The sequence below is a fragment of the Bradyrhizobium sp. USDA 4503 genome, from assembly GCF_054055815.1.
Genome location: NZ_JBSRXS010000001.1, coordinates 3798616 through 3822124, shown reverse-complemented (window position 1 = coordinate 3822124; position 23509 = coordinate 3798616). Strand labels below are relative to the sequence as shown.

23 protein-coding genes, 1 tRNA gene and 1 pseudogene are annotated in these 23509 nt (G+C 63.7%); 10 read left to right on the top strand and 15 right to left on the bottom strand.

What is annotated here, in order from left to right; all coding sequences use genetic code 11:
* Positions 1 to 43 precede the first annotated feature (43 nt).
* Positions 44 to 217, top strand: a pseudogene (locus tag ACVMIH_RS18585) (EAL domain-containing protein); the annotation flags it as partial.
* 632 nt (positions 218 to 849) lie between these two features.
* Positions 850 to 1590, top strand: a complete 741-nt coding sequence (locus ACVMIH_RS18580; protein ID WP_456862872.1) for a Crp/Fnr family transcriptional regulator — start codon at positions 850 to 852, stop codon at positions 1588 to 1590.
* Positions 1591 to 2023: 433 nt separating this feature from the next.
* Here ACVMIH_RS18580 and ACVMIH_RS18575 read toward each other — a convergent pair whose 3' ends face one another.
* The 9 genes from ACVMIH_RS18575 to ACVMIH_RS18535 form a co-directional block, all read right to left on the bottom strand.
* Positions 2024 to 2446, bottom strand: a complete 423-nt coding sequence (locus ACVMIH_RS18575; RefSeq protein WP_456862869.1) for a phasin family protein — start codon at positions 2444 to 2446, stop codon at positions 2024 to 2026.
* A gap of 106 nt (positions 2447 to 2552) precedes the next feature.
* Complete coding sequence (locus ACVMIH_RS18570; protein WP_456866512.1) at positions 2553 to 2897, bottom strand: DUF7831 domain-containing protein; 345 nt, start codon at positions 2895 to 2897, stop codon at positions 2553 to 2555.
* Between the two features lie 652 nt (positions 2898 to 3549).
* Complete coding sequence (locus ACVMIH_RS18565; protein WP_456862866.1) at positions 3550 to 4500, bottom strand: oxygenase MpaB family protein; 951 nt, start codon at positions 4498 to 4500, stop codon at positions 3550 to 3552.
* Between the two features lie 208 nt (positions 4501 to 4708).
* Complete coding sequence (locus ACVMIH_RS18560; RefSeq protein ID WP_456862863.1) at positions 4709 to 5218, bottom strand: Mov34/MPN/PAD-1 family protein; 510 nt, start codon at positions 5216 to 5218, stop codon at positions 4709 to 4711.
* Positions 5219 to 5241: 23 nt separating this feature from the next.
* The gene (locus tag ACVMIH_RS18555) at positions 5242 to 6588 is read right to left on the bottom strand and encodes a ThiF family adenylyltransferase (protein WP_456862860.1); all 1347 of its coding nucleotides are present in this window, start codon (positions 6586 to 6588) and stop codon (positions 5242 to 5244) included.
* A complete protein-coding gene (locus ACVMIH_RS18550; RefSeq protein ID WP_456862857.1) occupies positions 6497 to 7033 on the bottom strand; it encodes a hypothetical protein in 537 nt (178 codons plus the stop codon). Before ACVMIH_RS18550 ends, ACVMIH_RS18555 begins: the two co-directional genes overlap by 92 nt.
* Positions 7034 to 7633: 600 nt before the next feature.
* Positions 7634 to 7708 (bottom strand) — tRNA-Val (locus ACVMIH_RS18545).
* Positions 7709 to 7821: 113 nt separating this feature from the next.
* Positions 7822 to 9105: a coiled-coil domain-containing protein gene (locus ACVMIH_RS18540; RefSeq protein ID WP_229193274.1), complete on the bottom strand. Its 1284-nt coding sequence runs from the start codon at positions 9103 to 9105 to the stop codon at positions 7822 to 7824.
* Positions 9106 to 9342: 237 nt separating this feature from the next.
* Positions 9343 to 9948: a DUF1134 domain-containing protein gene (locus ACVMIH_RS18535; RefSeq protein ID WP_016843676.1), complete on the bottom strand. Its 606-nt coding sequence runs from the start codon at positions 9946 to 9948 to the stop codon at positions 9343 to 9345.
* A 111-nt stretch (positions 9949 to 10059) separates the two neighbouring features.
* Here ACVMIH_RS18535 and ACVMIH_RS18530 point away from each other — a divergent pair, with 111 nt between their 5' ends.
* Entirely contained in the window at positions 10060 to 10566 is a 507-nt protein-coding gene (locus ACVMIH_RS18530) for a YHS domain-containing (seleno)protein (protein WP_456862854.1), read from the top strand.
* On the opposite strand, the gene cysQ is transcribed toward ACVMIH_RS18530, so the two are convergent.
* On the bottom strand, positions 10567 to 11394 hold the full coding sequence (gene cysQ / locus ACVMIH_RS18525) for a 3'(2'),5'-bisphosphate nucleotidase CysQ (protein WP_253638925.1): 828 nt from the start codon (positions 11392 to 11394) through the stop codon (positions 10567 to 10569). It abuts the gene before it with no gap.
* Between the two features lie 256 nt (positions 11395 to 11650).
* On the opposite strand from cysQ, the gene chpT reads away from it, so the two are divergent.
* The 6 genes from chpT to ACVMIH_RS18495 all read left to right on the top strand — a co-directional run bounded on the left by chpT (position 11651) and on the right by ACVMIH_RS18495 (position 18321).
* Positions 11651 to 12298 (top strand): histidine phosphotransferase ChpT, encoded by a 648-nt coding sequence (gene chpT / locus ACVMIH_RS18520; RefSeq protein WP_253591253.1) that lies wholly within the window; start codon positions 11651 to 11653, stop codon positions 12296 to 12298.
* Between the two features lie 202 nt (positions 12299 to 12500).
* Entirely contained in the window at positions 12501 to 15233 is a 2733-nt protein-coding gene (locus ACVMIH_RS18515) for a hybrid sensor histidine kinase/response regulator (protein ID WP_456862851.1), read from the top strand.
* Between the two features lie 22 nt (positions 15234 to 15255).
* Entirely contained in the window at positions 15256 to 15726 is a 471-nt protein-coding gene (locus tag ACVMIH_RS18510; protein WP_076824388.1) for a chemotaxis protein CheW, read from the top strand.
* A 63-nt stretch (positions 15727 to 15789) separates the two neighbouring features.
* Positions 15790 to 16155 (top strand): response regulator, encoded by a 366-nt coding sequence (locus tag ACVMIH_RS18505; RefSeq protein WP_018273268.1) that lies wholly within the window; start codon positions 15790 to 15792, stop codon positions 16153 to 16155.
* 130 nt (positions 16156 to 16285) lie between these two features.
* Positions 16286 to 17452: a protein-glutamate methylesterase/protein-glutamine glutaminase gene (locus ACVMIH_RS18500; RefSeq protein WP_456862848.1), complete on the top strand. Its 1167-nt coding sequence runs from the start codon at positions 16286 to 16288 to the stop codon at positions 17450 to 17452.
* Entirely contained in the window at positions 17449 to 18321 is an 873-nt protein-coding gene (locus ACVMIH_RS18495) for a CheR family methyltransferase (RefSeq protein WP_092090226.1), read from the top strand. The genes ACVMIH_RS18500 and ACVMIH_RS18495 overlap by 4 nt, the downstream gene beginning before the upstream one ends.
* Before the next feature lie 159 nt (positions 18322 to 18480).
* On the opposite strand, the gene ACVMIH_RS18490 is transcribed toward ACVMIH_RS18495, so the two are convergent.
* The 5 genes from ACVMIH_RS18490 to ctrA all read right to left on the bottom strand — a co-directional run bounded on the left by ACVMIH_RS18490 (position 18481) and on the right by ctrA (position 21721).
* Positions 18481 to 19638 carry a glutathionylspermidine synthase family protein gene (locus ACVMIH_RS18490; RefSeq protein ID WP_456782270.1) on the bottom strand — a complete coding sequence of 386 codons (1158 nt, stop codon included), beginning with the start codon at positions 19636 to 19638 and terminating at the stop codon, positions 18481 to 18483.
* Between the two features lie 33 nt (positions 19639 to 19671).
* Entirely contained in the window at positions 19672 to 19890 is a 219-nt protein-coding gene (locus tag ACVMIH_RS18485) for a hypothetical protein (RefSeq protein ID WP_168856231.1), read from the bottom strand.
* 108 nt (positions 19891 to 19998) lie between these two features.
* Complete coding sequence (locus tag ACVMIH_RS18480; RefSeq protein ID WP_253625701.1) at positions 19999 to 20433, bottom strand: hypothetical protein; 435 nt, start codon at positions 20431 to 20433, stop codon at positions 19999 to 20001.
* Positions 20434 to 20447: 14 nt separating this feature from the next.
* On the bottom strand, positions 20448 to 20852 hold the full coding sequence (locus tag ACVMIH_RS18475; RefSeq protein WP_057015189.1) for a DUF350 domain-containing protein: 405 nt from the start codon (positions 20850 to 20852) through the stop codon (positions 20448 to 20450).
* A 167-nt stretch (positions 20853 to 21019) separates the two neighbouring features.
* The gene (ctrA, locus tag ACVMIH_RS18470; protein WP_016848562.1) at positions 21020 to 21721 is read right to left on the bottom strand and encodes a response regulator transcription factor CtrA; all 702 of its coding nucleotides are present in this window, start codon (positions 21719 to 21721) and stop codon (positions 21020 to 21022) included.
* 367 nt (positions 21722 to 22088) lie between these two features.
* Here ctrA and fliI point away from each other — a divergent pair, with 367 nt between their 5' ends.
* The gene (gene fliI, locus ACVMIH_RS18465) at positions 22089 to 23414 is read left to right on the top strand and encodes a flagellar protein export ATPase FliI (RefSeq protein WP_028335735.1); all 1326 of its coding nucleotides are present in this window, start codon (positions 22089 to 22091) and stop codon (positions 23412 to 23414) included.
* Positions 23415 to 23509: the final 95 nt, after the last annotated feature.

Genomic DNA, 23509 nt, shown 5'->3' with positions numbered 1-23509 from the left:
TGGGGATGCTGGGCATGCGTCATGCCGAGCCAGCGCCGGCGATGAATCGGTGTTTCTGGCGGAGACCCGAAGCCAATCTCGCGATCCTGCATCAGCTGCGCGAGCTCGAGGTTGCCATCTCCATGGACGATTTCAGACCGGCTATTCCAGCCTGAGCTATTTACGCAGCTTCCCGTTTGACAAGATCAAGATTGAAGGCTCTTTGTTAAAGATCTTGCGAACTGCGCCGAGGGCTGCCCCGAGGTGTAGGGAGTCTTGCCGAGTCGGCCCATGGAGCAGCTATTGCTTCGTTTTGGGGCGAGTGCATCGAGAAAAGAACCGGTTTTGCCCGCCACAATAGCTGAAACGAGCGGCGTGATTAATCGTGTCATAGCGTACGTCTCATATTTTAGCTCATGCATGATCTTTGGTACGAGGCCGAGATGGCACGTTGAGGTGAGATATGAGATTGTTCGTCCGCTACGTACGGTGTTTGCCGAGCGCAACCTGCGCGCCGGGCTCGTGATTGATAGGTCAAGGCAGACGGCAACGCGGCCCTGATCATCGCAGGCGCGAATTCAGCAATGATAGGCGACAAAGCTTCGAGAAGACCCCTGCCGGCTCCACGGACGGTTGAGATGAAGAGCGACAAGACCGGCTCTTCATCGACGGTGCCGATGAAACAAAGGTTGCATTTCAAATATCGGTGATGCAAACAACTGCCGTCGACGCTTGAATGCTTGCGATTTCTTCGATGCCTCGTTGCGCGCCCGTGCCTTTCCTTTCCTTCCTTAATCTGGTCCCATTGTTAGCGCCCCCGTTGTTTGCCAGTCGCAAGCACGGACGCTGCTTCGCCGCGGACGACCGGAAGTGATCCGCAATAGCGGCGTTTCCAACCGCCTTCTCGCGGCCTTGCCGCATGCCGATTTCGATCTGCTGGCGAAGGAGGTCGAGACGGTCGAACTACAACAGGAAGCTGTGCTCGCGCGCTCAGGCAAGCCGGTCGAGCACATCTTCTTCCCCAACAGCGGTGCCATCTCGCTGATGGTCAACATGGCGAACGGGCAGACCGTCGCCACAGCAATGCTCGGACGCGAAGCTGTGATTGGCAGCCTTCGCGTCTTGGGGCCGGCGGTCTCGGGCATCACTGCCATCGTCCGGGTGCCGGGCACGGCTTTGCGTGTACCTGCGGCACGGTTTGAGGCTGCGTTTAACCAGAGCCCTGCCGTCCGCTATGTGGTGCAGATGCACATTAGGGCGATCCTGGTGCAGCTTCAGCATGGGGCGGCCTGCAACGCCCTGCACCCCGTTAGAGCGCGCGTGGCGCGCTGGCTATTACATCTGCGCGATCTCATGGACGACGATATCCTGCCGATCACGCAGGAAACTTTGTCGCATATGCTCGGTGTACGGCGGTCTACAGTCACTACCCTGATGGGCGATTTGCGAGCTTCCGGCGCGATCATACCGGATGGGCGCGGCCACATCGTGATCGATCGGCTGCGGCTAGGGAAGGCTGCGTGCGAATGCCACCGCACCATGCGCTTCGAGGTCGAACAGATTTTCGCCCAGAAGGTGGTGTCGTTGGAAAAGTTGCCGAAGCTAAGGTGACGGAAAGAGCCGCATCAGCCTCAGGTGAGGCGAGCAGTGCTAGGCGTACGGCCGGCGGGAAGGCACGCACCCTCATTGACCAAGGCTTCGCGCGCGAACCATGCATGATCGGATCGGCAGATGATGCAGCGCGTGCGCCCGAAAGACACGACGCAGTGCTGAAAACTCTCGTGATCGGCCTCGATGCCAGTAGGGATCGTACGGCCGGTCTGCGGACATTTGATCATGACCATTCCAATGTGACCCTCCCTCAGATGTCGTCTTCCCCTGTTGCAAAAGCCAGGTCCCGGCCGGCTCGATCGCGCCTCATGTCGGTGCCGTGGTTTGGGGTCATGCACCGAATCTGTCCCTGTGTGGGCAGGGGGTGGACGGGCGCGTTTTCGAACCGGCCGGATTCCATCGTGCCTGAATGCTACACTTAAACTTCGATTGCCTAGCTGGGCTGCCCGAGAGCCTTGTCGACCTGCCTTTTGATCGACTCGCGGGTCTCTGTTGCGAGCCTCTGCGTCAGCTGCCACAATTCCTTGTTTTGCGCGGAAGCGGTCTCGAAAACTTTCCGCGCCTGTGTCGCCGAGAGGGAGAGAGCGTCGACCGGCGATCTGCTGGCCAAAATGTCGGCGGCGAAATCAATTGCCGTGGCCGTGTTAGCCTGCGAGAGTTCGATCAATTTCAGCCCGTACTCGGTCGCGCTCTGGGCGTTGCTGGCATAAGTCTCGCGCAATGCTGCCGCGATCTCAACGGACGTAGCCTTTATCTTCTCGCAGCCTTCCTGTGCGCGAGGGAATCCCCATGGGAAACCGAACGGCGGCACGCTGAAACCATTCGTGCCATTCACTTTAGTTTCGCTTTTACTCACTGCAATCTCCACGAATGACATTGACATGACACCGAGTAGTCGCCTCTCGCTACAAGGACACCGGAGGCAGCGGAGGGTCGTCTGCTTTTCGAATTCGGTCTGTTTGCTAATGAACTGTTGTCCCAACCCGGCTTCGACTATGTGTCTGATCGCGTACAAAAGTATGTACGGTTTCCGACGCTCGGTGAAAAAAATGTCCTGCAGCGCGGGAAGTAGCTGCCATAGGAGGTGAGCCGGGTGGCGGTTTGTTGAAAGAAGATACGAGACGATCTGCTGGCGCGAGCCAACGTCGTGCGCGCTCCTTGAACCACCTGGCGATGTGTTCGTTGAGCTTCGGCGCACGCTTCGGCAGAGTAGTTGGACCGCTACCGAGGCCATCAGCAGGCACGACGACAGTCTTTCTTGGCCGCAGGACTGCGTCCACCCTCAGAAGGTCGTGCCCGACCTGCAGCTGGGGCTGTCACCGAAAGAGTCCGGTAGAGTCATTGCTCGACGCCCAACGATGCCGATCGCGTTGGGTTTACGGCGTGGGCGCGAGGCCGCTTGAGTCCAGCGCTGCTGGACGCCCACGGTCAACCTCCTTGCAGCGCAGCAGTACTATTGGAATTCACAATTCCATATGCACGGATCTCGATCCGCCCGCCTAGACCGTGAGAGAAGTGGCCTCTGCCTAGACTTCTCCTTCAGCATTTATTGTCGCCTCAACCCTCATTGGCGTACGGCGGCATTCTACGAAGAACTCATCCCGAGGGGACGAATGATCGTGTGCGAGCGCGACGGTGTTATGGTCGATTTGTCGACGCGGAGCCTGGCGGAATGACCAGGTTATTTATATTGCCTGAGGCCGGCTTCTACCGAAAGCATGGTTTCATCAGCGAGCGGCTCTGAATGAAATATTGCTATCGGCGGTCATTAGAAGTGGATTCCTTGCAAAGGGGAGAAAGCACCGGCGAGAGGGACGGAGTTGTCGGCGGCGATGGTCGATAACTCGAAATCGTTCAACGTTAGTGGCATGCCTTGATGAGAAGTGCGTTCTCGATCTCGTGAGGTTAGCGGCAGGCCGCGGACAGCCGCATCGGGACGTCCGTGGCTGTCCGGGACAGTCACCTGTTCCGGCAGTCATCCAACTGGGGGCGTGCTATCCAGGCCCTGTTCAGGCACCGGGTTGTCCAGCCCAGCTGGAGCGTTCCCTGCAGTCGCGCTTGAGCTTCCTGGTAGGGGCCGACGTAGCGCAGCCGGGTCGGCATCTTGGGATAGATGCGTCGTATCCGCGCAACGGCACGCGCTGCGGCCTTCCTGTCGCGTTCGTCAAAGGCAAATCCGAAGCCGGTGCGCAATCGGTCCGCCAGCAGCTCGGCGGTCAGGGTTTGATACCAACGCGGCGGCCGCAACCATGGTCGTCCCCCGGCAAAGATCTGTCGGGCCACCTCGCGGGCGGCGGTGCTGACGGACAATGTATCCGATTGCATCATCGCCGCGGTGTAGGCCGCGAATGAATCCCAATCCGCCGGCAAGTCGCTCGACGTCAGCCCGAACAATGCCCCAAACAGCCGGCTTTCGGCCCAATAGCGCTCGCGCTCTTCGACCGGGAACGGAGGCAGGATCAGGTCGTGGACTGTCAGAGCGGTGTCGACGAGGGTCGCGTGAACCCAGCGCAACGCAGCGACCTCATTGGCGCGGTAGGACGAGCCGCTCTCGAACGGACCGATTGCTTCAGGTAGGCGGCCGACGATCATGGTATGTCGGTGGTGCAGGCGCCGGGCAGTGGTAAGGGCCGCATCGAGCGAGCCGAACACCATCGTAAACACGACGTCAAAGGTTCGATGGCAGCGGCCGATTGGATCCGAGAAGGTCCGCGAGTGGTCGGCCACGGCGGCGGCGATCCAGGGATGCGCCAGCTGAAGCAGCAAGGCTCGACCGGCGCCCAAAAAGGTGATGGCTTCCCGGTCGATCCGCCAGATCATCGAGCCTGCACCAAAAATGCCCTCGACCGGTCCGGCGGCCCGAGCCCGGACGAAATCAAGAGCGAGCTCGAGGTCGCTTTCGGTGACCAAAGGCGCACCTTACGAAGCAGACGGGGCGTTCCCCTCGTCTCGCGGGGAGCTTTGTGTCGGCGGCGGTGGCACGATAACGGAATTGGCCCGACTGCAGAATGGGCAAAAGTCCCAGCGGGCCGTCTCATATTATCATCGGCAGCTAGTGCTTACCTGTCGAGAAATTCATAACTTGCCTTTAGGCGATCAGAGGGAGCACCTGCACTTCCTAGATGGGGGATCCGAACTGGGGGACCGGCGTCTCCGGCGAGACCGCAGTCCGCCGCGGCCAGACCGTCGAGGGGTCGAAAATCTTGAGCTCCTGCGGCGTGGCCATCAATCTGCGCCAAAACAACGGACCGACGATCTCCCCTTTCCAGCATAGAGGAGTCCAGTCCGTTTGGCTGCCAGCGACGATTAGCATCAGCGGCGCAGTCACGCTTCGAGCTATCCGCAAGAGCGTCGCCGAATCGAGATCGCTCATCTCAGCGACGCCATCGGGATGCGAGTGCCAGTCGCCGAGATAGTCGAGATCGCCGTCGCTCGCTTCGAATGCGCTCTTGATCTCGGCCTCCTGCCACTTGTGATCCGGCACGAAACAATGTCGCCCGTGAAGTGCGAGTGGACCGGGGCCGCGGAGATCGACGACGATACGATCCTCGCCCGAACGCCAGCCCAGAAGGATGCCTCCGTTCTCGAGCGGGGACAGATCCCGCGCGGATTCGACCATCGATTGCATCACGCGCGAGGACAGCCACACTGTCATCGTTTGGCTCCGCAGCATCTTGGATGCGGTGGGCAGGGGTACGCCTCCCAGCGAGGCAGCGTCCTTGAGCCATCGTCGTTCTTGAGCGTCAGCACGGCCACGGTCCAACCGCCGGAATCGTAGGTTCCTTCCGACAGCAATCCGACCGCAGTCCGCACGATTTCAAGCGAGATCTCCTGCAGGTCGAAACCGCCCCCCATGAAGGTCGCAGCGTTGCAGCCGACCGGGATTACGACGCCCTGATCGTCAACCCGTGGCTGGGGTATGCGCTCATCCTTCCAGTGCTCGTTGAGGCAGACAAAGCAGCCTTCGGCATCTGGCAGGAAACGCGCGACCAGACCGCCTGCGACTCCGTACGTCGTGTAGCCGACCACGTAAGGCACACGAAAGCGCTTACAGTGATGCGCCAGTGCAAGCTGCACCTCTTCCGACGCCGAAGCGTCGACCACCACATCGGCGCTACGCAGCAGATCGAACACCGGCGCAAGCACGTTGCCGGAGTCCGGCGGGATCGCGGCGGCATCGGTGGTTGCCTCGCCGAGACGCCCCGGAAAAAAGCTCGCTTTCGTCCATGGATAGTTCTCGGCGATGAAGTTCGCGAGAGACGAGGCCTTGCCTCTTCCCCAGGCCGAGCGACCCAACGGCCAGCGCAGGCTATTGCCCGGTTGGACCATGTCGAAATCAAAAAAGGTGATCTCTCCGACGCCGGCGCGCGCCAGTTCTAGACCGGCGAAGCTTCCGATCGCGCCGGCTCCGATGACCACAGCCTTCTTCGTCAGGAGCGACTTCGCGATCGGCAGCCGTGAAAACACGTCGTCCTTACCGGCTCGCTCGCCCAGGACCAATCCCGGCGCACCCGCAGTCGTTCCGTCCGCGAGTGAAGGCCGCGTAACCAGGAACAGCCATCCCGCGCCGTTCTTCTGAGGGCCGTACTTGACTTCCTCCGGAAACACGATGCCGGTGATTGAGAGGGGGCCACGCGTCGCCTCGTTGACTTTGCGCACGCTGGTCGGCTGCATCACCGCCTGGCGGGTAAGTTCTGCTTCGGCAAGCCTGAGCAACTCGTGCGCATCGATGGTCGCGGGCGGAGTGAACTTGACCCATCGGCCGGTGAGCACCGGAGCGTCTAGTGGTTCCGTCGGAAAGCCGAACCTCTTGCCGATGGCCGCGCCGCTGCTGGTCTTTAGTTGCCGCAGCACGCCTTCGAGCGCGGCGTCGTTCGTGCGGCTGGAGCGAGCCGAGCAGACCACCTCAAGCAGGCCATGCGGCCCGGGCGGCAGCGGCGCATGGCCGTCGAAAAGAATGACCGAGTCCGCTTCGGAAGCTCCTGCGAAATACGGCATCAACGGGTCGGCGGCCTGCTCCTCGAGCCTGGCTGCATCGTCCCAGCGGCCCGCCGCTTCTCGCCGCGAGGGCGCGCAGGAGATGGTTTAGCCGCTCCTGGACGAAGTCGGCGACGAGTTGGTTGGAGTCCCATTGCCCCGATTCCTGCGTGAGCAGGCACAGCTCGCGGCTGATGGGGTTTTGATGGCGCTCGAAACTCTCGTTCGGTGCAGCCACCGCCGGGCGAAAGAAGGGGTGCAGCGGGGAATACCCGATGCGCAACAGCATCGGGGCGGACTGCCCGTCCACCGGCCAGTCCGCTTCGAGGATCAGGATCCCGTTGCCCTTGTAAACAGTTCGCGGCTCAATCCCGAGCCGTGCGAACGCCGCCAGCTCGGCATCGAACACCTCCGGCCAGATCGTCCACCAATCCTGGTCGGCGCCGGGTTTGTTGTGTTTGGCCAAACTTAGCCCACGGGACGATGTCCAGGCGGCGTGCTGGGCCGCGGCGGACCTTTGCCGGGCGTCTCGCTAGGCGGACCGGGCGGGGCGTCCGGGTGCTCCGGGTGGGGAGGTTTGGCCATGCGTAAAATTCCTTCTTGAACTTTCCGATCTAGGCGGACTGACGTCCGCCTAGAAAATTCTTCTGTCGGCAGATTTGCTTGAGCAAAATGGACACGAAACTGCTCTGGATGGACGACTTGGGCTGAATTTCACTATTACACCGATTCGCCCAGGTGAGGGCAGTTGGCGTTGAACAGCACGCGTCGCACTTCATGCAGGTGCCGTTCCGAAGCAGCCCTAAACTTGCAGCGAAAGCCCTGAAAGGTGGTTTTCGGCGGGATCCACACCTAATTCCTCATCCAGATCGGTAAGGCATTGAAACTGCATAGTATATCCGCCCTCCGAGGGCGCCGAGACTCGCATGCGCTGTTGAAGGTTATTTGGCTGCGCATATTCGGCAATCATCGCGACCAGATGATGTGTGTCCCCATTGTGCCCCAGCTGCTTCTGGGCACGCGTTAAGGGAAAAAGGTTCGTAACCTATTGACTTGTTGGGAGTAATGGTGGACGCACAAGGGATCGAACCTTGGACCTCTCCCGTGTGAAGGGAACGCTCTCCCGCTGAGCTATGCGTCCGGGATGTGACGTGCCAAAGGCCGCTGGTCGGCGGCCGGTCGATAGAGGCGCTTCGTCAGAGCGTGCGATTTACGAAGTGCCGGGTAGGGGTGTCAAGCCAAACCCTGCGGGAATCACGCCCCTTGCTGGCGGGCGCGGGAGGCGTGTGACTGCAGCGCCCGGATGCGCTCGGCGAGCGTGCCGCCGCCTTCGGGTAACCCGCTGCCCGGCGAGGCGCCGTTGGCGGGCTTGGCCGCCGCCTTGGCCGGCACCGTCGGCTCCGCCGCCAGCATGGCCTCGATCGCCGAATTCGGGCCCTCGAGCTGGATCGCGAGCTTGGCCACCTCGGCGGCAATGTCGTTGATGCGCTCGCGCAGCAGCGCATTCTCCATCCGCTCGGTCGCCCAGGAGCTCTCGGCCTGCTGCTGGATCGCGTTGATGTCGCGCTGCAGCTTGCCGCGCTCGTCGCTGACGGTGCGCAGCTGCTCCTCGACTTGAGCCTTCTCCTGCCGCAGCTTGTCGAGCGCAGAGGATTTGCCGCCGCCCACTGCTGCGATCTCCTCGCGCAGCTCCTGCACGGTCCGCTCGGCGGCGGCGTTGGCCTGCTTCAACTGGCCGTTCTCGAATTCACGCTCGGCAAGCAGCTTGCCCTGGGTCGCAAGCCGCGTCTCGAGGTCGTTGACCCGGTTGCCGAGCATCTCGGCTTCCTTGACCTGGGCGACGAGCTGGCGGTCGAGATCGGTGACGCGCTGGCTCAGATTCTCGACCCGGCCGCGCGCGTCGGTGAGATCGCGCGTTGCAGTTTCCGATTGATTGCGCTCCTGGGCGAGACGGGCTTCGGTTGCCGCGAATTCCCTGGCGGCATCGCCGACCCGGTTCTTCAGCTCCTCGACCTGGGTCCGCACCGCGACCAGTTCGATCTGGCGGCTGTCGGCGGTCATCGCGCGGTCGTTGAGCTCGGCGTTGATCTTGCCGAGCTCGCCCTGCTTGTCGGTCAGCGCCTGCTCGGCGTTGCGCAACAGCTCGGTCTTGGCCGAGAACTCTTCCTCGGTGGCGCGAAGCTGATCCTTCATCGCCTTTTCGCGCGCTTCCAGCGCGAAGATCGCGGCGTTCTTCTCGCCGAGCTCGATCTTCATGCGGTTGATCGCATCGGTCTTCTTGCCGAGCTCGGCGAGCTGGCTCGTGGTCTTGCTCTTGAGCTGGTCGACGCTCATCTCGAGCCGGCGGGCCGACATCGCGAATTCGGCGCGGAGCTGGTCCTTGTCGGCCTGGATCTCGGCCATCGACAGCGGGGTGGCCGCCTCCATGCGGCGCGTGGTCAGCCGCACCGCCCGGTTGTGCACCAGCGGAACGATCATCAGGCCGCACAGCATCGAGATCAGGAAACCGATCGCCGCGTACATGATCGGCTCGATCATGAAGGGTCACTCCAAGAAAAGAAGGAATTTGTTAATCACAATGCCACGGCGGACCGGCCAAAGGCCAGCCCGATTGCCGCGTTAACCTGAATTGCTAACCGTGCCGGAGCGCCGGCCTCATCGCCCGATCAGGGCTGCGACCTCGCGCTTCGTTCCGATTGAATCGGATCGAGGCTCCAGATTCTGTCCTGACGCGTCTTCTTGATGCGAACCGGCGTCCGCTCGGCTGGAAACGCCCTAGAACGGGTTCCAGGTCGCGCGCGGGGTGAATTTGAGATAGCCGACGCTGGCGCCGAGCCGCAAGCCGATGCCCGAGCGAATCGGGACCAGCACGATGTTGTTGGCGGTCAGCGCCGTCATGCCGAAGCCGCCGACGATATAGGCCGAGCCGTCGATGCCGACGAAGCGCTGATAGATCGCCTGGGTCGAAGGCAGGTTGTAGACCAGCGTCATGGTCCTCGCGCCGTCGCCGCCCCAGTCGAAGCCGACCGAGGGACCCTGCCAGTAGACCCTGAGGTCGCCGGCGTTCTTGGTGTAGAGCGTGCCTTCGCCATAGCGCAGCCCGGCCACGAAGGCGCCGGAGCCTTCCTCGCCGAGCACATAACCATTGGGCAGGCCCCACTGGCTGACGGCGCGCTCGATGACCGAGGCGAGTCCGCGCGAGACATTGCCGAAGAACTTGTGTCCGGCATTGACCAATTCGTCGGGCCCGTAAGTATACGGGGTCGGCTCACGCTGTGGCGGCGGATATTGCGGTGGCGGGCCCTGCTGCGCGGACGCCCCTGCGCTCCAGCACATCAGCGCGGCAAACGCGACCGCGGCAAGGCGTGATGCGAAAGTCATTAAGAACCCCTGCTATCGAAATCCGGGCGCTGCCCTTTAACCTGATGCCAACAGGCACGGCTCTAGGTTGCGCCCGGTGTCCCCTCGACTCGGATGTTATCGGTATCAACTATGACGGCACAACGGCAGGAAAGATATGGATCGTGCCGGGGGGTGGCGTTTTTCGGCCTGTTGGCGGGCATTTTGGCGGCCATCTGGCCGTCCTTGCCTGTTCAGGCCACCACAACCGAGCGCGTGGTGACGAACCGCTACTCCGGATTGGCGATCGAGGGATTCGATCCCGTCGCCTATTTCACCGACGCCGCCGCCACCCAGGGGCGGCCGGAATTCGAGGCCGCGGAGAACGGCGTGGTCTGGCGTTTCCGCAACGAGGGCAACCGCGCTTCGTTCGTGGCGCATCCCGAAATCTATGGCCCGCAATTCGGCGGTTACGATCCGACCGATCTGGTGCGGGGCGTCACCTGCGCGGGCAATCCGCGATTCTGGGCCGTCGTCGGGAACAGGCTTTACCTGTTCAACCGGGAACGCAGCCGTGACGTGTTCGCCGCCGATCCCGCGCGCTTTTTGAAGGAAGCCGCGGCGCGTTGGCCGGAGCTGGAAGACAATCTCGCGCAGTGATCACGGCGCCGCGGCCGGATCGCCCGAGGCAATGAATTCCGGCACCAGGAAGTCTTCGCGGCCGAGCCCGAAATGCAACGGGCTGCCATTCGAATCGGTGACCTTGCCGCCGGCCGCTACGACGACCGCGTGACCTGCCGCAACATCCCACTCCGATGTCGGCGACAGGCGGGGATAGATATCGACTTCGCCCTCGGCGACACGGCCGAATTTGACCGCCGAGCCCAGCACGGCGCGGACCGCGTTGCCGCGCGCGTCGATGAAGGCTTCGGTGCGCGCATCGCCATGCGAGCGGCTCACTGCCACCGTCCATGGCGCGCCGCGCGGCGGGCAGGGACGGGTCTTGATCGGCACCGCCTGCGAAACCGCGCCGCCCTGCAGCGTCAGTCGCTCCGCGCCCTTGCCGACGATGCCGCGCCAGATCAGCCCGAGCGCCGGTGCGCCGACGATGCCGAGCAGCGGCACGCCTTGCGTGACCAGCGCCACATTGACGGTGAATTCATTGCGGCCGGCAACGAACTCCTTGGTGCCGTCGAGCGGATCGATCAGGAAGAAACTGTCTTTATAGGGCGGCGTCGCCAGATGGACGCGCTCCTCGGACAGCAGCGACACCTGCGGCGCGAGCCGCGTCAGCCCTTCGACGATGATGTGGTCGGCGGCGAGATCGGCCTCGGTGACCGGCGACCCATCGTCCTTGCCGGCAACATTCATCGTCGAACGATTGACCGCAAGGATCGCGTCGCCGGCGCGGATCACCAGTTCGGTCAGTGATTCGAGCAGCGTCGCGGCGGCCTCGCAGCCGATCAGGGACGGCTTTGCCTTATTCATGTGCGGGTCTCATGTCAGCGGGTCGCATATCCTGTTTGTGTTCCCTGAGATCATGATGCGATGACGGAGCATCGCATCATGATCTCATCTCCTTGTTTGAGCATGATCTTTTCGGAAAACCGGTTTCCACTTTTCCGGATCATGCTTTATCAGTCCCGCCGCAAGCTGGCAGCATCCGTCTGCGCGGTGTATCAAGCCGACAGGCATGCGTGATTCGCACTCCTCGGTCGGCGTGCGGCTTTCCAGGAAACAATTGATGTCTGGCACTTCGTCTCCCGGTCCCGCTCCCGATGCGCTCGAACTCGCGGCGCTCTTGTGCTCGCGGGTCTGTCACGATCTCATCAGTCCGGTCGGCGCGATCGTCAATGGGCTTGAGGTCCTTGACGACAATCCCAAGCCCGAAGACCGCGACTTCGCGCTCGATCTGATTCGCAAGAGCGCCAAGACCGCTTCGGCGCGGTTGCAGTTCTGCCGGCTGGCGTTCGGCGCGGCCGGTTCCTCCGGCGCGCAGATCGATCTCGGCGATGCCCAGAACATGGCGAAGGGGCATATCGAGGACGGCAAGGTGACGCTGACCTGGAATTTGCCGCGGCTGCTCCTGCCCAAGAACCGGGTCAAGCTGCTCTTGAACATGCTGGTCATCGCGCAGCAGACGATCCCGCGTGGCGGCACGCTCACGATCGATCCGGTCGGCGAAGGCGAGGCGATGAGCTTCCGCATCACGGCTGCGGGCCTCAATGCGCGCGTGCCGCAGAACATCGTCGATCTTCTGAATGCGACCTCGCCGAACACGGTCGATGCGCATGCGGTGCAACCGCACTACACCCGCCTGCTGGCGGAAGCCTGCGGGCTGAAGGTGACGCTCGCGCTCGACGGCGACAAGGTTATCATTGCCGCGTCCTGACCGCGGCCGCGCCGATATCATTAATCAAAGGTTACGACCGGCCGCGCGATTCGATCGCGCGGCCTTATCTCTTTGTTGATCCCGTTCCTTTCCATTTGCTCAACCAAACTTAAACGCTTTGCGGAGAAGCTGACCTGAGTTCCGTCAGGCGCGTCGATGTTGCGCGCCGCTGCGTTTTCGGCGTTTTTCGAAGGTTGGTTTCATGGACGATCTGTTGCGCGAGTTCCTGACGGAGAGCAGCGAGAGCCTGGATACGGTCGACAACCAGCTGGTGCAGTTCGAGCAGGATCCGAACAACGCGAAGATCCTGGATAACATCTTCCGGCTTGTGCACACCATCAAGGGCACCTGCGGCTTCCTCGGGCTGCCGCGGCTCGAGGCGCTGGCGCATGCCGGCGAGACCTTGATGGGCAAATTCCGCGACGGCATGCCGGTGACGGCGGAAGCCGTGACGCTGATCCTGTCCTCGATCGACCGCATCAAGGAGATCCTCGGCGGCCTCGAGGCGACCGAGGCCGAGCCTGAAGGCAATGACCGCGATCTGATCGATCAGCTGGAGGCCATGGTCGAGCACGGCATGGCGGCGATGTCCGATTCGACGCAGTCGATGCCGGTTGCCGCTGAAGAGGACGTGCCTGTCGTCGAAGCTCCGTCCGTGCAGGCTAACATGACCGAAGGCACGCTGGTGGTGCAGACGCTGGAGCGTCCGCTGCGTCCGGGCGAGGTCTCGCTCGACGATCTCGAGCGCGCCTTCCGCGAGACCGAGACCGAAGTCGCCGCACCGGCGCCGGTCGTGAAGCCTGCACCTGCTGCCGCCGCCGAGCCGGCTGAGGCTGCGAAGAAGCCGGCCCGCAAGGCCGCCGGTGAGGACGTCCAGGAAGGCGACAAGATCGCCAACCAGTCGATCCGGGTCAATGTCGACACCCTCGAACACCTCATGACCATGGTCTCCGAGCTGGTGCTGACCCGCAACCAGCTGCTGGAGATCTCCCGCCGCAACGAGGACACCGAGTTCAAGGTGCCGCTGCAGCGGCTCTCCAACGTCACCGCCGAGCTGCAGGAAGGCGTCATGAAGACGCGCATGCAGCCGATCGGCAATGCTTGGCAGAAGCTGCCGCGCATCGTCCGCGATCTCTCCGGCGAGCTCGGCAAGCAGATCGAGCTCGAGATGCACGGTGCCGACACCGAGCTCGACCGCCAGGTGCTCGACCTGATCAAGGATCCGCTGACGCATATGGTGCGCAACTCCGCCGATCACGGGCTCGAGACCACCGCCGAGCGGGTCGCCGCCGGCAAGCCGGAGCAGGGCACCATTCGCCTCTCCGCCTATCACGAGGGCGGCCACATCATCATCTGCATCGCCGACAATGGCCGCGGGCTCAACACCGAGCGGATCAAGGCCAAGGCGCTCCAGAACGGTCTCGTCACCGAGGCCGAGCTCGAGAAGATGACCGAGGCCCAGGTCCACAAGTTCATCTTCGCGCCGGGCTTCTCGACCGCCGCGCAAGTGACTTCGGTGTCCGGCCGCGGCGTCGGCATGGACGTGGTGCGCACCAATATCGACCAGATCGGCGGCACCATCGACATCAAGAGCGTGGCCGGCGAGGGCGCCTCGGTCACCATCAAGATCCCGCTGACCTTGGCGATCGTCTCCGCCCTGATCGTGGAAGCCGGCGGCGACCGCTTTGCGATTCCTCAATTGTCTGTCGTCGAGCTGGTGCGGGCCCGCGCCAACTCCGAGCACCGCATCGAGCGGATCAAGGACACCGCAGTCTTGCGCCTGCGCAACAAGCTGCTGCCGCTGATCCACCTCAAGAAGCTCTTGAAGATCGACGACGGCGCGACGACTACGGATGCCGAGAATGGCTTCATCGTGGTCACTCAGGTGGGCAGCCAGACCTTCGGCATCGTGGTCGACGGCGTGTTCCACACCGAGGAGATCGTGGTCAAGCCGATGTCGACCAAGCTGCGGCACATCGACATGTTCTCCGGCAACACCATCCTTGGCGATGGCGCCGTCATCATGATCATCGACCCCAACGGGATTGCAAAAGCCCTCGGCGCGTCCGGCTCCTCGGCCCATGACCTCGCCGACGACAATGCGAACGCCCACGCCGCAAGCGGCGAGCAGCTGACCTCGCTGCTGGTGTTCCGCGCCGGCTCCTCGCAACCCAAGGCGGTGCCGCTCGGCCTCGTCACCCGGCTGGAGGAGATCGCAACCGACAAGATCGAGCTCTCGAACGGCCGCTACATGGTGCAGTACCGCGAGCAGCTGATGCCGCTGGTGCAGATGGCCGGCGTCGAGGTGCAGTCGCAGGGCTCGCAGCCGATCCTGGTGTTCGCCGACGACGGCCGCTCGATGGGGCTCGTGGTCGACGAGATCATCGACATCGTCGAGGAGCGGCTCAACATCGAGGTCGCGGGTTCGCAGGACGGCATCCTCGGTTCGGCCGTGATCAAGGGCCAGGCCACCGAGGTGATCGACGTCGGCCACTTCCTGCCGATGGCGTTCGCCGACTGGTTCTCGCGCAAGGAGATGCGGCCGTCGGCCTCGGCGCAGTCGGTGCTGCTGGTCGATGACTCAGCCTTCTTCCGCAACATGCTGGCGCCGGTCTTGAAGGCCGCCGGCTACAAGGTCAGGACCGCGGGCGGCGCGCAGGAGGGCCTCGCCGCGCTGCGTTCGGGACAGAGCTTCGACGTCGTGCTGACCGACATCGAGATGCCCGAGATGAACGGCTTTGAGTTCGCCGAGAACATCCGAAGCGACCACAATCTGAACCAGCTGCCGATCATCGCGCTGTCGGCGATGGTGTCGCCGGCGGCGATCGAGCGCGGCCGGCAGGCCGGCTTCCACGACTATGTCGCCAAGTTTGATCGTCCCGGGCTGATCGCGGCGCTGAAAGAGCAGACCGCCGAACTGCGCCGGGCGGCCTGACACGGGATAAGGACAGGGATCGATGACCAGCAAGACCGAGACAAGCGAAGGCGCGATGGCCGAATACGTCACCGCCGTGATCGGCGGGCAGCTGTTCGGCCTGCCGATCTCGCGGGTGCAGGACGTGTTCATGCCGGAGCGGCTGACGCGGGTGCCGCTGGCCTCCAGCGAGATCGCCGGCGTGCTCAATCTGCGCGGCCGCATCGTCACCGTGGTCGACATGCGCGCCCGGCTCGGGCTGCCGAAGGCCGACGACGGTAAGCCTCCGATGGCGGTCGGCGTCGACCAGCGCGGCGAATCCTACGGCCTGTTGATCGACCAGATCGGCGAGGTGCTGCGGCTCTCCGAAAACAGCCGCGAGGACAATCCGGTCAACCTCGATCCCCGCATGGCCAAGCTCGCCGGCGGCGTCCACCGCCTCGACGGCCAGCTCATGGTCGTCCTCGATATCGATCGCGTGCTCGAACTGGTGCCCGACGCCAAAGCGGCGTGAACAGGGCCGCCCGAACTGAAGAACTGAAACATCCCACCGGGGATGAGGAAGTAGAGGTCGCAGATGAGAACCTGTCTTGTTGTCGATGACTCAAGCGTCATTCGCAAGGTCGCCCGTCGCATTCTGGAAGGGCTCGATTTCCAGATCGTCGAGGCCGAGGACGGCGCCAAGGCGCTCGAGGCCTGCAAGCGCGCGATGCCGGAAGCCGTGCTGCTCGACTGGAACATGCCGGTCATGGACGGCTACGAGTTTCTCGGCAATCTCCGCCGCATGCCCGGCGGCGATCAGCCCAAGGTCGTGTTCTGCACCACCGAGAATGACGTCGCGCATATCGCACGCGCGCTGCATGCCGGTGCCAACGAATACATCATGAAGCCGTTCGACCGGGACATCGTCACCGCGAAGTTCCAGGAAGTCGGACTCATTTAGAGCATGATCCGGAAAAGTGGGAACCGGTTTTCCGAGAAGATCATGCTGACTTAGATTCTTCGTTCGATCCGGCGGCAGAAGCCTTCGGCTCAACGGTTGTTGTGCGTCGTGTTGCGTCGCTGGTGAAGTAATGATTGTTGCGTTGACAAGTACTGCGGTCCCGACATCGACCCGTTCCGACAAGGTGCGGGTGATGGTGGTCGACGATTCCGTGGTAATCCGCGGGATGATCTCGCGCTGGATCGGCGCCGAGCCCGACATGGAAGTCGTCGCCTCGCTGCGCACCGGCCTCGACGCCGTCAACCAGCTCGAACGCATCAACCCCGATGTCGCGGTGCTCGATATCGAGATGCCCGACCTCGACGGCATCTCGGCACTGCCGCAGCTGCTGGCGAAGAAGCGCGATCTCGTCGTCATCATGGCCTCCACGCTGACCCGCCGCAACGCGGAGATCAGCCTGAAGGCTCTCTCGCTCGGTGCGTCCGACTACATTCCGAAACCGGAAAGCACGCGCGAGGCCACCGCCGCGGAAACCTTCCGCCACGACCTGATCCAGAAGATCCGTCATCTCGGCGCCAAGGCGCGGCGCAACCCGCTGCACTCGATGGCAAGCCCGCCGCTTGCGCCCGGTCATGACAGGCCGCGTCCGCTGGCGCCCGCTGCTGCGCACACAGCGCCGGCCCAGGCCACGCGCCGTTCGTTCGGCCTGCTGCCGCCCAAGGTGCTGCTGATCGGCTCGTCGACCGGCGGCCCGCAGGCGCTGATGACGCTGGTCGCCGAGATCGGCCCGGTGATCGATCGCTTCCCGGTGCTGATCACCCAGCACATGCCGCCGACCTTCACGACCATTCTCGCCGAGCATCTGGCGCGCACCAGCAAGCGGCCGGCGCATGAGGGGATCGACGGCGAGAGCATCAAGCCGGGCCAGATCTATCTGGCGCCCGGCGGGCGCCACATGCGCGTCGCCCGCCACGGCGTCGATGCCACGATCGCGCTCGACGACGGGCCGCCGGTCAATTTCTGCAAGCCCGCGGTGGATCCGATGTTCACCTCCGCAATCGATGTCTGGCAGGGCAGCATCATGTCGGTGATTCTGACCGGCATGGGCTCCGACGGCATGCGCGGCGGCAAGGACATCGTCGCCGCCGGCGGCAGCGTGATCGCCCAGGACGAAGCGACCAGCGTGGTGTGGGGCATGCCCGGTGCTGCGGTCAATGCCGGCATCTGCGCCGCGGTGCTGCCGCTCAATCAGATCGCACCGAAGCTTGTTCGGGTATTTGCGGGAGACCGTTCGTGACGCCGCTGGACTACGAGTATCTGCGTAAGCTGCTGAAAGAGCGTTCCGGCCTCGATCTCTCCGCCGACAAGCAATATCTCGTCGAGAGCCGCCTGTTGCCCTTGGCGCGCCGGTCGAACCTCGCCGGGATTCCCGAGCTGGTGCAGCGGATGAAGGGTGGCGCGGAGCTGCTGACATCCGAGGTGGTCGAAGCGATGACCACCAACGAGACCTTCTTCTTTCGCGACAAGATCCCGTTCGACCATCTGAAGGAAGCGGTGCTGCCCGCGCTCGCGCAGGCGCGCGCGGCGCGCCGCAGCTTGCGCATCTGGTGCGCGGCGTCGTCGACCGGGCAGGAGCCGTATTCGATCGCGATGCTGCTGAAGGAGATGACTGCGCTGTTTGCCGGCTGGCGGATCGAGATCATCGCCACCGACCTGTCGCAGGCGGTGCTCGAAAAGGCGAAGGCCGGCTTGTTCAGCCAGTTCGAGGTGCAGCGCGGCCTGCCGATCCAGCTGCTGGTCAAGTATTTCGTGCAGAAGGGCGAGCTCTGGCAGCTCAACGCCGATATCCGCGGCATGGTGCAGCACCGCCAGCTCAATCTGCTGCAGGACGTCTCGCATCTCGGCACCTTCGACGTGATCTTCTGCCGCAATGTGCTGATCTATTTCGATCAGCAGACCAAGGCCGGTATCTTCGGCAAGGTGTCCCGGATGCTCGAGCCCGACGGCGTGCTGGCGCTTGGCGCGGCGGAATCCGTGGTCGGCATCACCAACCTGTTCAGGCCATATCCCGACCGGCGCGGGCTCTATCAGCCAAACACTGCGCCAGTCGCGCGCGCCGGCGCCGCGCTGCATGTGCTGAAGGCGGTTGCGTCCGCTGCGCGGTGAGACGAGACATCTCGCTTTAACCCCGTCACCCTGAGGAGCCGCGAAGCGGCGTCTCGAAGGGTCGACGGCCACCAGCGGGGCCGTGCATCCTTCGAGGCTCGCAAGCGCTCGCACCTCAGGATGACGGCGACAGAGCCGCGTTCTTTCAACGTTCATGAACTACAAAATCGCGTGCGGCAGGAAGCGCGAGGTGTTGCCGGTGATCGGATTCTCGTCTTCCCGAATCGAGAGTCCGCAGGGCGTGCCGTCCACCAGCCAGCTGCCGAGCACCGGATACTGCCCGGAAAAATTCGGCAGCGGCGCCAGCGCCTGGCGGATGAAGCCCTCGGCGCCGTAGGGGCCTTGCTCGGCGACCAGCGTAACGCCGGCGCTGACCAGCTCGACATTGGCGCCCTCGCGCGAATAGATCGGTTTGCGCACGAACGACGTGCCGAGCTGGGCGGCCTGCGGGTCGTCCTCGAAATAGGCCGGCAGCAGATTGGGGTGGTTCGGGAACATCTCCCAGAGCAGCGGCAGGATGCCCTTGTTGGAGAGGATCGCCTTCCATGGCGGCTCGATCCACTGCGTCGGCGCGGTCGCGAGGTTCTTGCCGAACGCGTCGTGGAACATCCACTCCCACGGATAGAGCTTGAACGCGAGCGCGATCGGGCGTTCGTCGAGGTCGACGAACTGACCGTCGTCGCGCAGTCCGATCTCCTCGATGTCGAGCAGCGTGGTCTTCAGCCCGGCCTGCGCCGCGGTGTCCTCGAGATAGGCGAGCGTGCCGGCGTCCTCGGGATTTCCGGTCAGTCCGGTGAGATGCAGCGGGTGGGTCGCGCCGATCCTCTTCCAGGCCTCGATCAGCCGGTCGTGGATCGAGTTGAACTGGTCGGCGCGCTTCGGGATGATGTTGCGTTGGATCGCCTGTTCGAGCCAGGTCCATTGAAACACCGCGGCCTCGAAGATCGAGGTCGGCGTATCGGCATTGTATTCGAGCAGCCTGGCCGGGCCGCGGCCGTCGAAGGTGAGATCGAGCCGGCCGTACAGGCTCGGATTCCTGCGGCGCCAGCTTGCCGCGATCAGATCCCAGTACGCCTCCGGTATCTTCAGCCGGCGCAGATAGCGTTCATCCCTGACCGCGCGTCCGGCGAGCTCGAGACACATCGCGTCGATCTCGCCGGTCGGCGCCTCGATCGCGCGCTCGATCTCGTCCAGCGTGAAGGCGTAATAGGCGCGCTCGTCCCAGTACCGTTCGCCGTCGATGGTGTGGAAGGTGAAGCCGGCGTTCTCGGCAGTCGTCCGCCAATCGTCGCGTTCGGGACATGCGATGCGTTGCATGAGGGGAAACCGCGTTCGCTCGTCAGCCTGGTGTCAGCTTCCGCCATGCGACGGATCGTCGTCGCCGTAGCGGGCGATGGTGCGCGGCGCGCCGCCGAAGCCGCCGGAGGGCGACCGTTCCGCCGATTTTCCCTTCCTTCCGTGTCCTGCATGGTGGTGGCTGCGGGCATGGCTTGGCGTCAGGCCGATCGACGCCGCGCCGATCGCGATACTTCCCATCAATTTCAGCCATACCCGGCGCGAGCGTTTCATGAACGCAATCCCTGCCTTGCCGTCTGCGGAGCCATGGCGAGTTTCCATCAGCTGCGTTCGCCGGGCAAGCGAAAGCGCGATGACACGGCGATGACACGGCAACATGCATCAGCTGCCGCTGAAGCCGAACGCATGCGCGAATGAACCGAAGCCGCCGCGGCTCACCGACGAGCTAGACGACGAGCTCGAGGAAGAGGAGGTGCCGCTCGACGACGAGCTGCCGCTGTAGAAGCTGCTGCGCGACGAGCCGCTGCTGCCGCCCGATCCGGACGATGAGCTGCGCGTTGTGCAGTCGACGCCGGGTTGTGGCGGGACCGGTGTGACGACGCCCGGTGCGGTGACGCCCGGCGGGGTCGGCGGCACCGGCTGGCAATTCGGCCGCGGCATCAGCGCGTAGGCGCTGCCGCCGACCGCGAGCGTTCCCATCAAGAGCAGCGCGACGTGGTTGGAGCGCTTGGATGGCGCATCCGGCCGCGGCGGCGTCGGCACCGCCGGCACGACCGGTCGCCGTTTGCCGAAGTCCGGGTTCGGTTTGCGCGCCATGGTGGCTCAACGGCTCAGTAGATCATGCAGGCCGCGTTCAGCGCGCCTGCGGCCAGCGAGGACAGCCCGAGCCAGATCGCCGGCGCCATTTCGCCGGAGGCGATCCGCCCCGACAGGTTCGGCACCGGGATCTTCACGATGTAATAGACGATGATCTGCACGATCAGCGCGATGATGCTCCAGATCAGGCAGTCCACCACATTGGCGGAGTGGGCGATCGCGCTGACCACCGGCAGCACGAAGCCGAGCAGGCTTAAGCCCAGCGCAATCGCTGCCGCCGGATCGTTGTCGCGGATCAGCTGGAATTCGTCATGCGGCGTGACGCGTGTGTAGACGAAGAGGTAGGCGACCACGGCGATCAGCGCCGTGCAGAAATAGACCAGGAACGCCGGCAGGCCGGCGAGGGATTGCAGGATCATGTCGGGGCGGTCCGGGAGTTCGTCGGGATTCGCGCGAGGCAGGATTGCACGTTCCCTTGGTCGGCGCATGCCGACAGCCGGTTCAATCCCAAACAAAAACCCCGCCATTTGCGGCGGGGTTCAGGTCGAAAGGAGCGAACCTTGCGGTTCTCTGCGGGCCCGGAAGGTCAGGCGGGAATGCGCTCGTCGGCCTCGTGCGGCTCGCGCAGCACGTAGCCGCGGCCCCACACGGTCTCGATGAAGTTGCGGCCTTCGGAGGCGTTGGCGAGCTTCTTGCGGAGCTTGCAGATGAAGACGTCGATGATCTTCAGCTCCGGCTCGTCCATGCCGCCGTAGAGATGGTTGAGGAACATTTCCTTGGTGAGCGTGGTGCCCTTGCGGAGCGAGAGCAGCTCCAGCATCTGGTATTCCTTGCCGGTCAGGTGCACGCGCTGGCCGCCGACCTCGACCGTCTTGGTGTCGAGATTGACCACGAGATCGCCGGTCTGGATGACCGACTGGGCGTGACCCTTGGAACGGCGCACGATCGCGTGGATGCGGGCGACCAGCTCGTCCTTGTGGAAGGGCTTGGTCATGTAGTCGTCGGCGCCGACGCCGAGACCCTTGACCTTGTCCTCGATGCCGGCGAGGCCGGAGAGGATCAGAATGGGAGTTTTGATCTTCGACACCCGCAGCTGCTTGAGCACGTCGTAGCCGGACATGTCGGGCAGGTTGAGGTCGAGAAGGATGATGTCGTAGTCGTAAAGCTTGCCGAGATCGACGCCCTCTTCGCCGAGGTCCGTCGTGTAGACGTTGAAACTCTCGGACTTGAGCATCAATTCGATCGACTGCGCGACGGCGCTGTCATCTTCAATCAGCAAAACGCGCATGCCAGTCCCCTATAGTCGCCGCTCCGGGCGTCAGGTCGGCCGCACTTGCGGCACTCACAAAACGCCTTTGAACAACTGATTCGGATCCTGACGAGATATGGTTAACAAAAACTGATTCCTCCGCGCAAGCTCTAACCGTGCAATTTTTGTCGAATCGCCCTAAGATATTGCGTAGAAGAAGCTTTTCCTAACCGCGTCCGTTCAGTTTCCACATTAAGAGACGGGCCTAACCGACTCTCGCGACTCGCCCTTCTTCTGATGGGCAAGCGACCTCAGTCACCAAAGACAGTGACGCAATGATTAATGATGCGGGTAAACACGAAGTTAAGCGGCCGGAGCAAAAAAGCGGAAACTTAAGGTTTTCGCAATGAAGGCGCTCGCGGAGCAGATCGGCGACATCGACGGCGTCAATATTTATGGCCGTGTGGTCGGCGTCCGCGGGCTGATGGTCGAGATCGCGGGCCCCATTCACGCGATGTCGGTCGGCGCCCGCATCGTGATCGACGTCGGCGCGGGCCGCTTCATCCCCGCCGAGGTGATCGGCTTCTCCGGCGAGAACGCGGTGGTGATGCCGTTCGGCGGGCTCGATGGCGTGAGGCGCGGTTGCCGCGCGGTGATCGCCAATGCGGCGAGCCAGGTGCGGCCGTCGCCGGCCTGGCTCGGCCGCGTCGTCAACGCGATGGGCGAGCCGATCGACGGCAAGGGCCCGCTGGTGCAGGGCGCCTCGCCGATGTCCTACCGCAACTCGCCGCCGCCGGCGCATTCGCGCAAGCGGGTCGGCCCGCCGCTCGATCTCGGCGTGCGCGGTCTCAATACGTTCCTGACCTGCTGTCGCGGCCAGCGGCTCGGCATCTTCGCCGGCTCCGGCGTCGGCAAGTCGGTGCTGCTGTCGATGCTGGCGCGCAACGTCGATGCCGCGATCTCGGTGATCGGGCTGATCGGCGAACGCGGCCGCGAGGTGCAGGAATTCCTCCAGGAGGATCTCGGCGAGGAGGGGCTGGCGCGCTCGGTCGTGGTGGTCGCGACCTCGGACGAGCCGGCGCTGATGCGGCGCCAGGCGGCGTATCTGACGCTCGCCATCGCGGAATATTTCCGCGACGAGGACCAGGATGTGCTGTGCCTGATGGATTCGGTGACGCGCTTTGCGATGGCGCAGCGCGAGATCGGCCTCTCGGCGGGCGAGCCGCCGACCGCCAAGGGCTACACGCCGACCGTGTTCACCGAATTGCCGAAGCTGCTCGAGCGGGCAGGGCCGGGCACCGGCGACGGCACCATCACCGCGATTTTCACGGTGCTGGTCGACGGCGACGATCACAATGAGCCGATCGCGGATGCGGTGCGCGGCATCCTCGACGGCCATATCGTGATGCAGCGGGCGATCGCCGAGCGCGGCCGCTATCCCGCGGTCAACATCCTCAAGTCGGTGTCGCGCACCATGCCGCGGTCGGCCGACCCCAACTTCCTGCCCTACATCAACAAGGCGCGGCAGGTGATGGCGACCTATGCCGACATGGAGGAATTGATCCGGCTCGGGGCCTACCGGCCGGGTTCCAGCGCGGAGGTCGACGAGGCGATCCGGCTGCACGAGCCGCTCGAGGCCTACCTGCGCCAGGCCAAGGACGAGTCCACCAGCCTTCCCGACGGCTACCGGCAACTGGCTCAAATCCTGTCGGGTTTGGAAACGGAACGCTAACTTTGTCAGGCCATCATCGCCGGCACACCATAGCTATGCCGGCGGGGCCCAGCGGGGAGCCGGCTCTGTCCCGCGTTCAGATTTGGGACTTCTGG

Coding starts and splice junctions, on each gene's coding strand:
- ACVMIH_RS18515 (WP_456862851.1), top strand. CDS start 12,501: ATGGACGATCTGTTGCGCGAGTTCCTGACGGAGAGCAGCGAGAGCCTG.
- ACVMIH_RS18555 (WP_456862860.1), bottom strand. CDS start 6,588: ATGCCGTATTTCGCAGGAGCTTCCGAAGCGGACTCGGTCATTCTTTTC.
- chpT (WP_253591253.1), top strand. CDS start 11,651: ATGTCTGGCACTTCGTCTCCCGGTCCCGCTCCCGATGCGCTCGAACTC.
- ACVMIH_RS18540 (WP_229193274.1), bottom strand. CDS start 9,105: ATGATCGAGCCGATCATGTACGCGGCGATCGGTTTCCTGATCTCGATG.
- ACVMIH_RS18535 (WP_016843676.1), bottom strand. CDS start 9,948: ATGACTTTCGCATCACGCCTTGCCGCGGTCGCGTTTGCCGCGCTGATG.
- ACVMIH_RS18510 (WP_076824388.1), top strand. CDS start 15,256: ATGACCAGCAAGACCGAGACAAGCGAAGGCGCGATGGCCGAATACGTC.
- fliI (WP_028335735.1), top strand. CDS start 22,089: ATGAAGGCGCTCGCGGAGCAGATCGGCGACATCGACGGCGTCAATATT.
- ACVMIH_RS18475 (WP_057015189.1), bottom strand. CDS start 20,852: ATGATCCTGCAATCCCTCGCCGGCCTGCCGGCGTTCCTGGTCTATTTC.
- ACVMIH_RS18500 (WP_456862848.1), top strand. CDS start 16,286: ATGATTGTTGCGTTGACAAGTACTGCGGTCCCGACATCGACCCGTTCC.
- ctrA (WP_016848562.1), bottom strand. CDS start 21,721: ATGCGCGTTTTGCTGATTGAAGATGACAGCGCCGTCGCGCAGTCGATC.
- ACVMIH_RS18490 (WP_456782270.1), bottom strand. CDS start 19,638: ATGCAACGCATCGCATGTCCCGAACGCGACGATTGGCGGACGACTGCC.
- ACVMIH_RS18530 (WP_456862854.1), top strand. CDS start 10,060: ATGACGGCACAACGGCAGGAAAGATATGGATCGTGCCGGGGGGTGGCG.
- ACVMIH_RS18560 (WP_456862863.1), bottom strand. CDS start 5,218: ATGCAATCGATGGTCGAATCCGCGCGGGATCTGTCCCCGCTCGAGAAC.
- ACVMIH_RS18485 (WP_168856231.1), bottom strand. CDS start 19,890: ATGAAACGCTCGCGCCGGGTATGGCTGAAATTGATGGGAAGTATCGCG.
- ACVMIH_RS18480 (WP_253625701.1), bottom strand. CDS start 20,433: ATGGCGCGCAAACCGAACCCGGACTTCGGCAAACGGCGACCGGTCGTG.
- ACVMIH_RS18505 (WP_018273268.1), top strand. CDS start 15,790: ATGAGAACCTGTCTTGTTGTCGATGACTCAAGCGTCATTCGCAAGGTC.
- cysQ (WP_253638925.1), bottom strand. CDS start 11,394: ATGAATAAGGCAAAGCCGTCCCTGATCGGCTGCGAGGCCGCCGCGACG.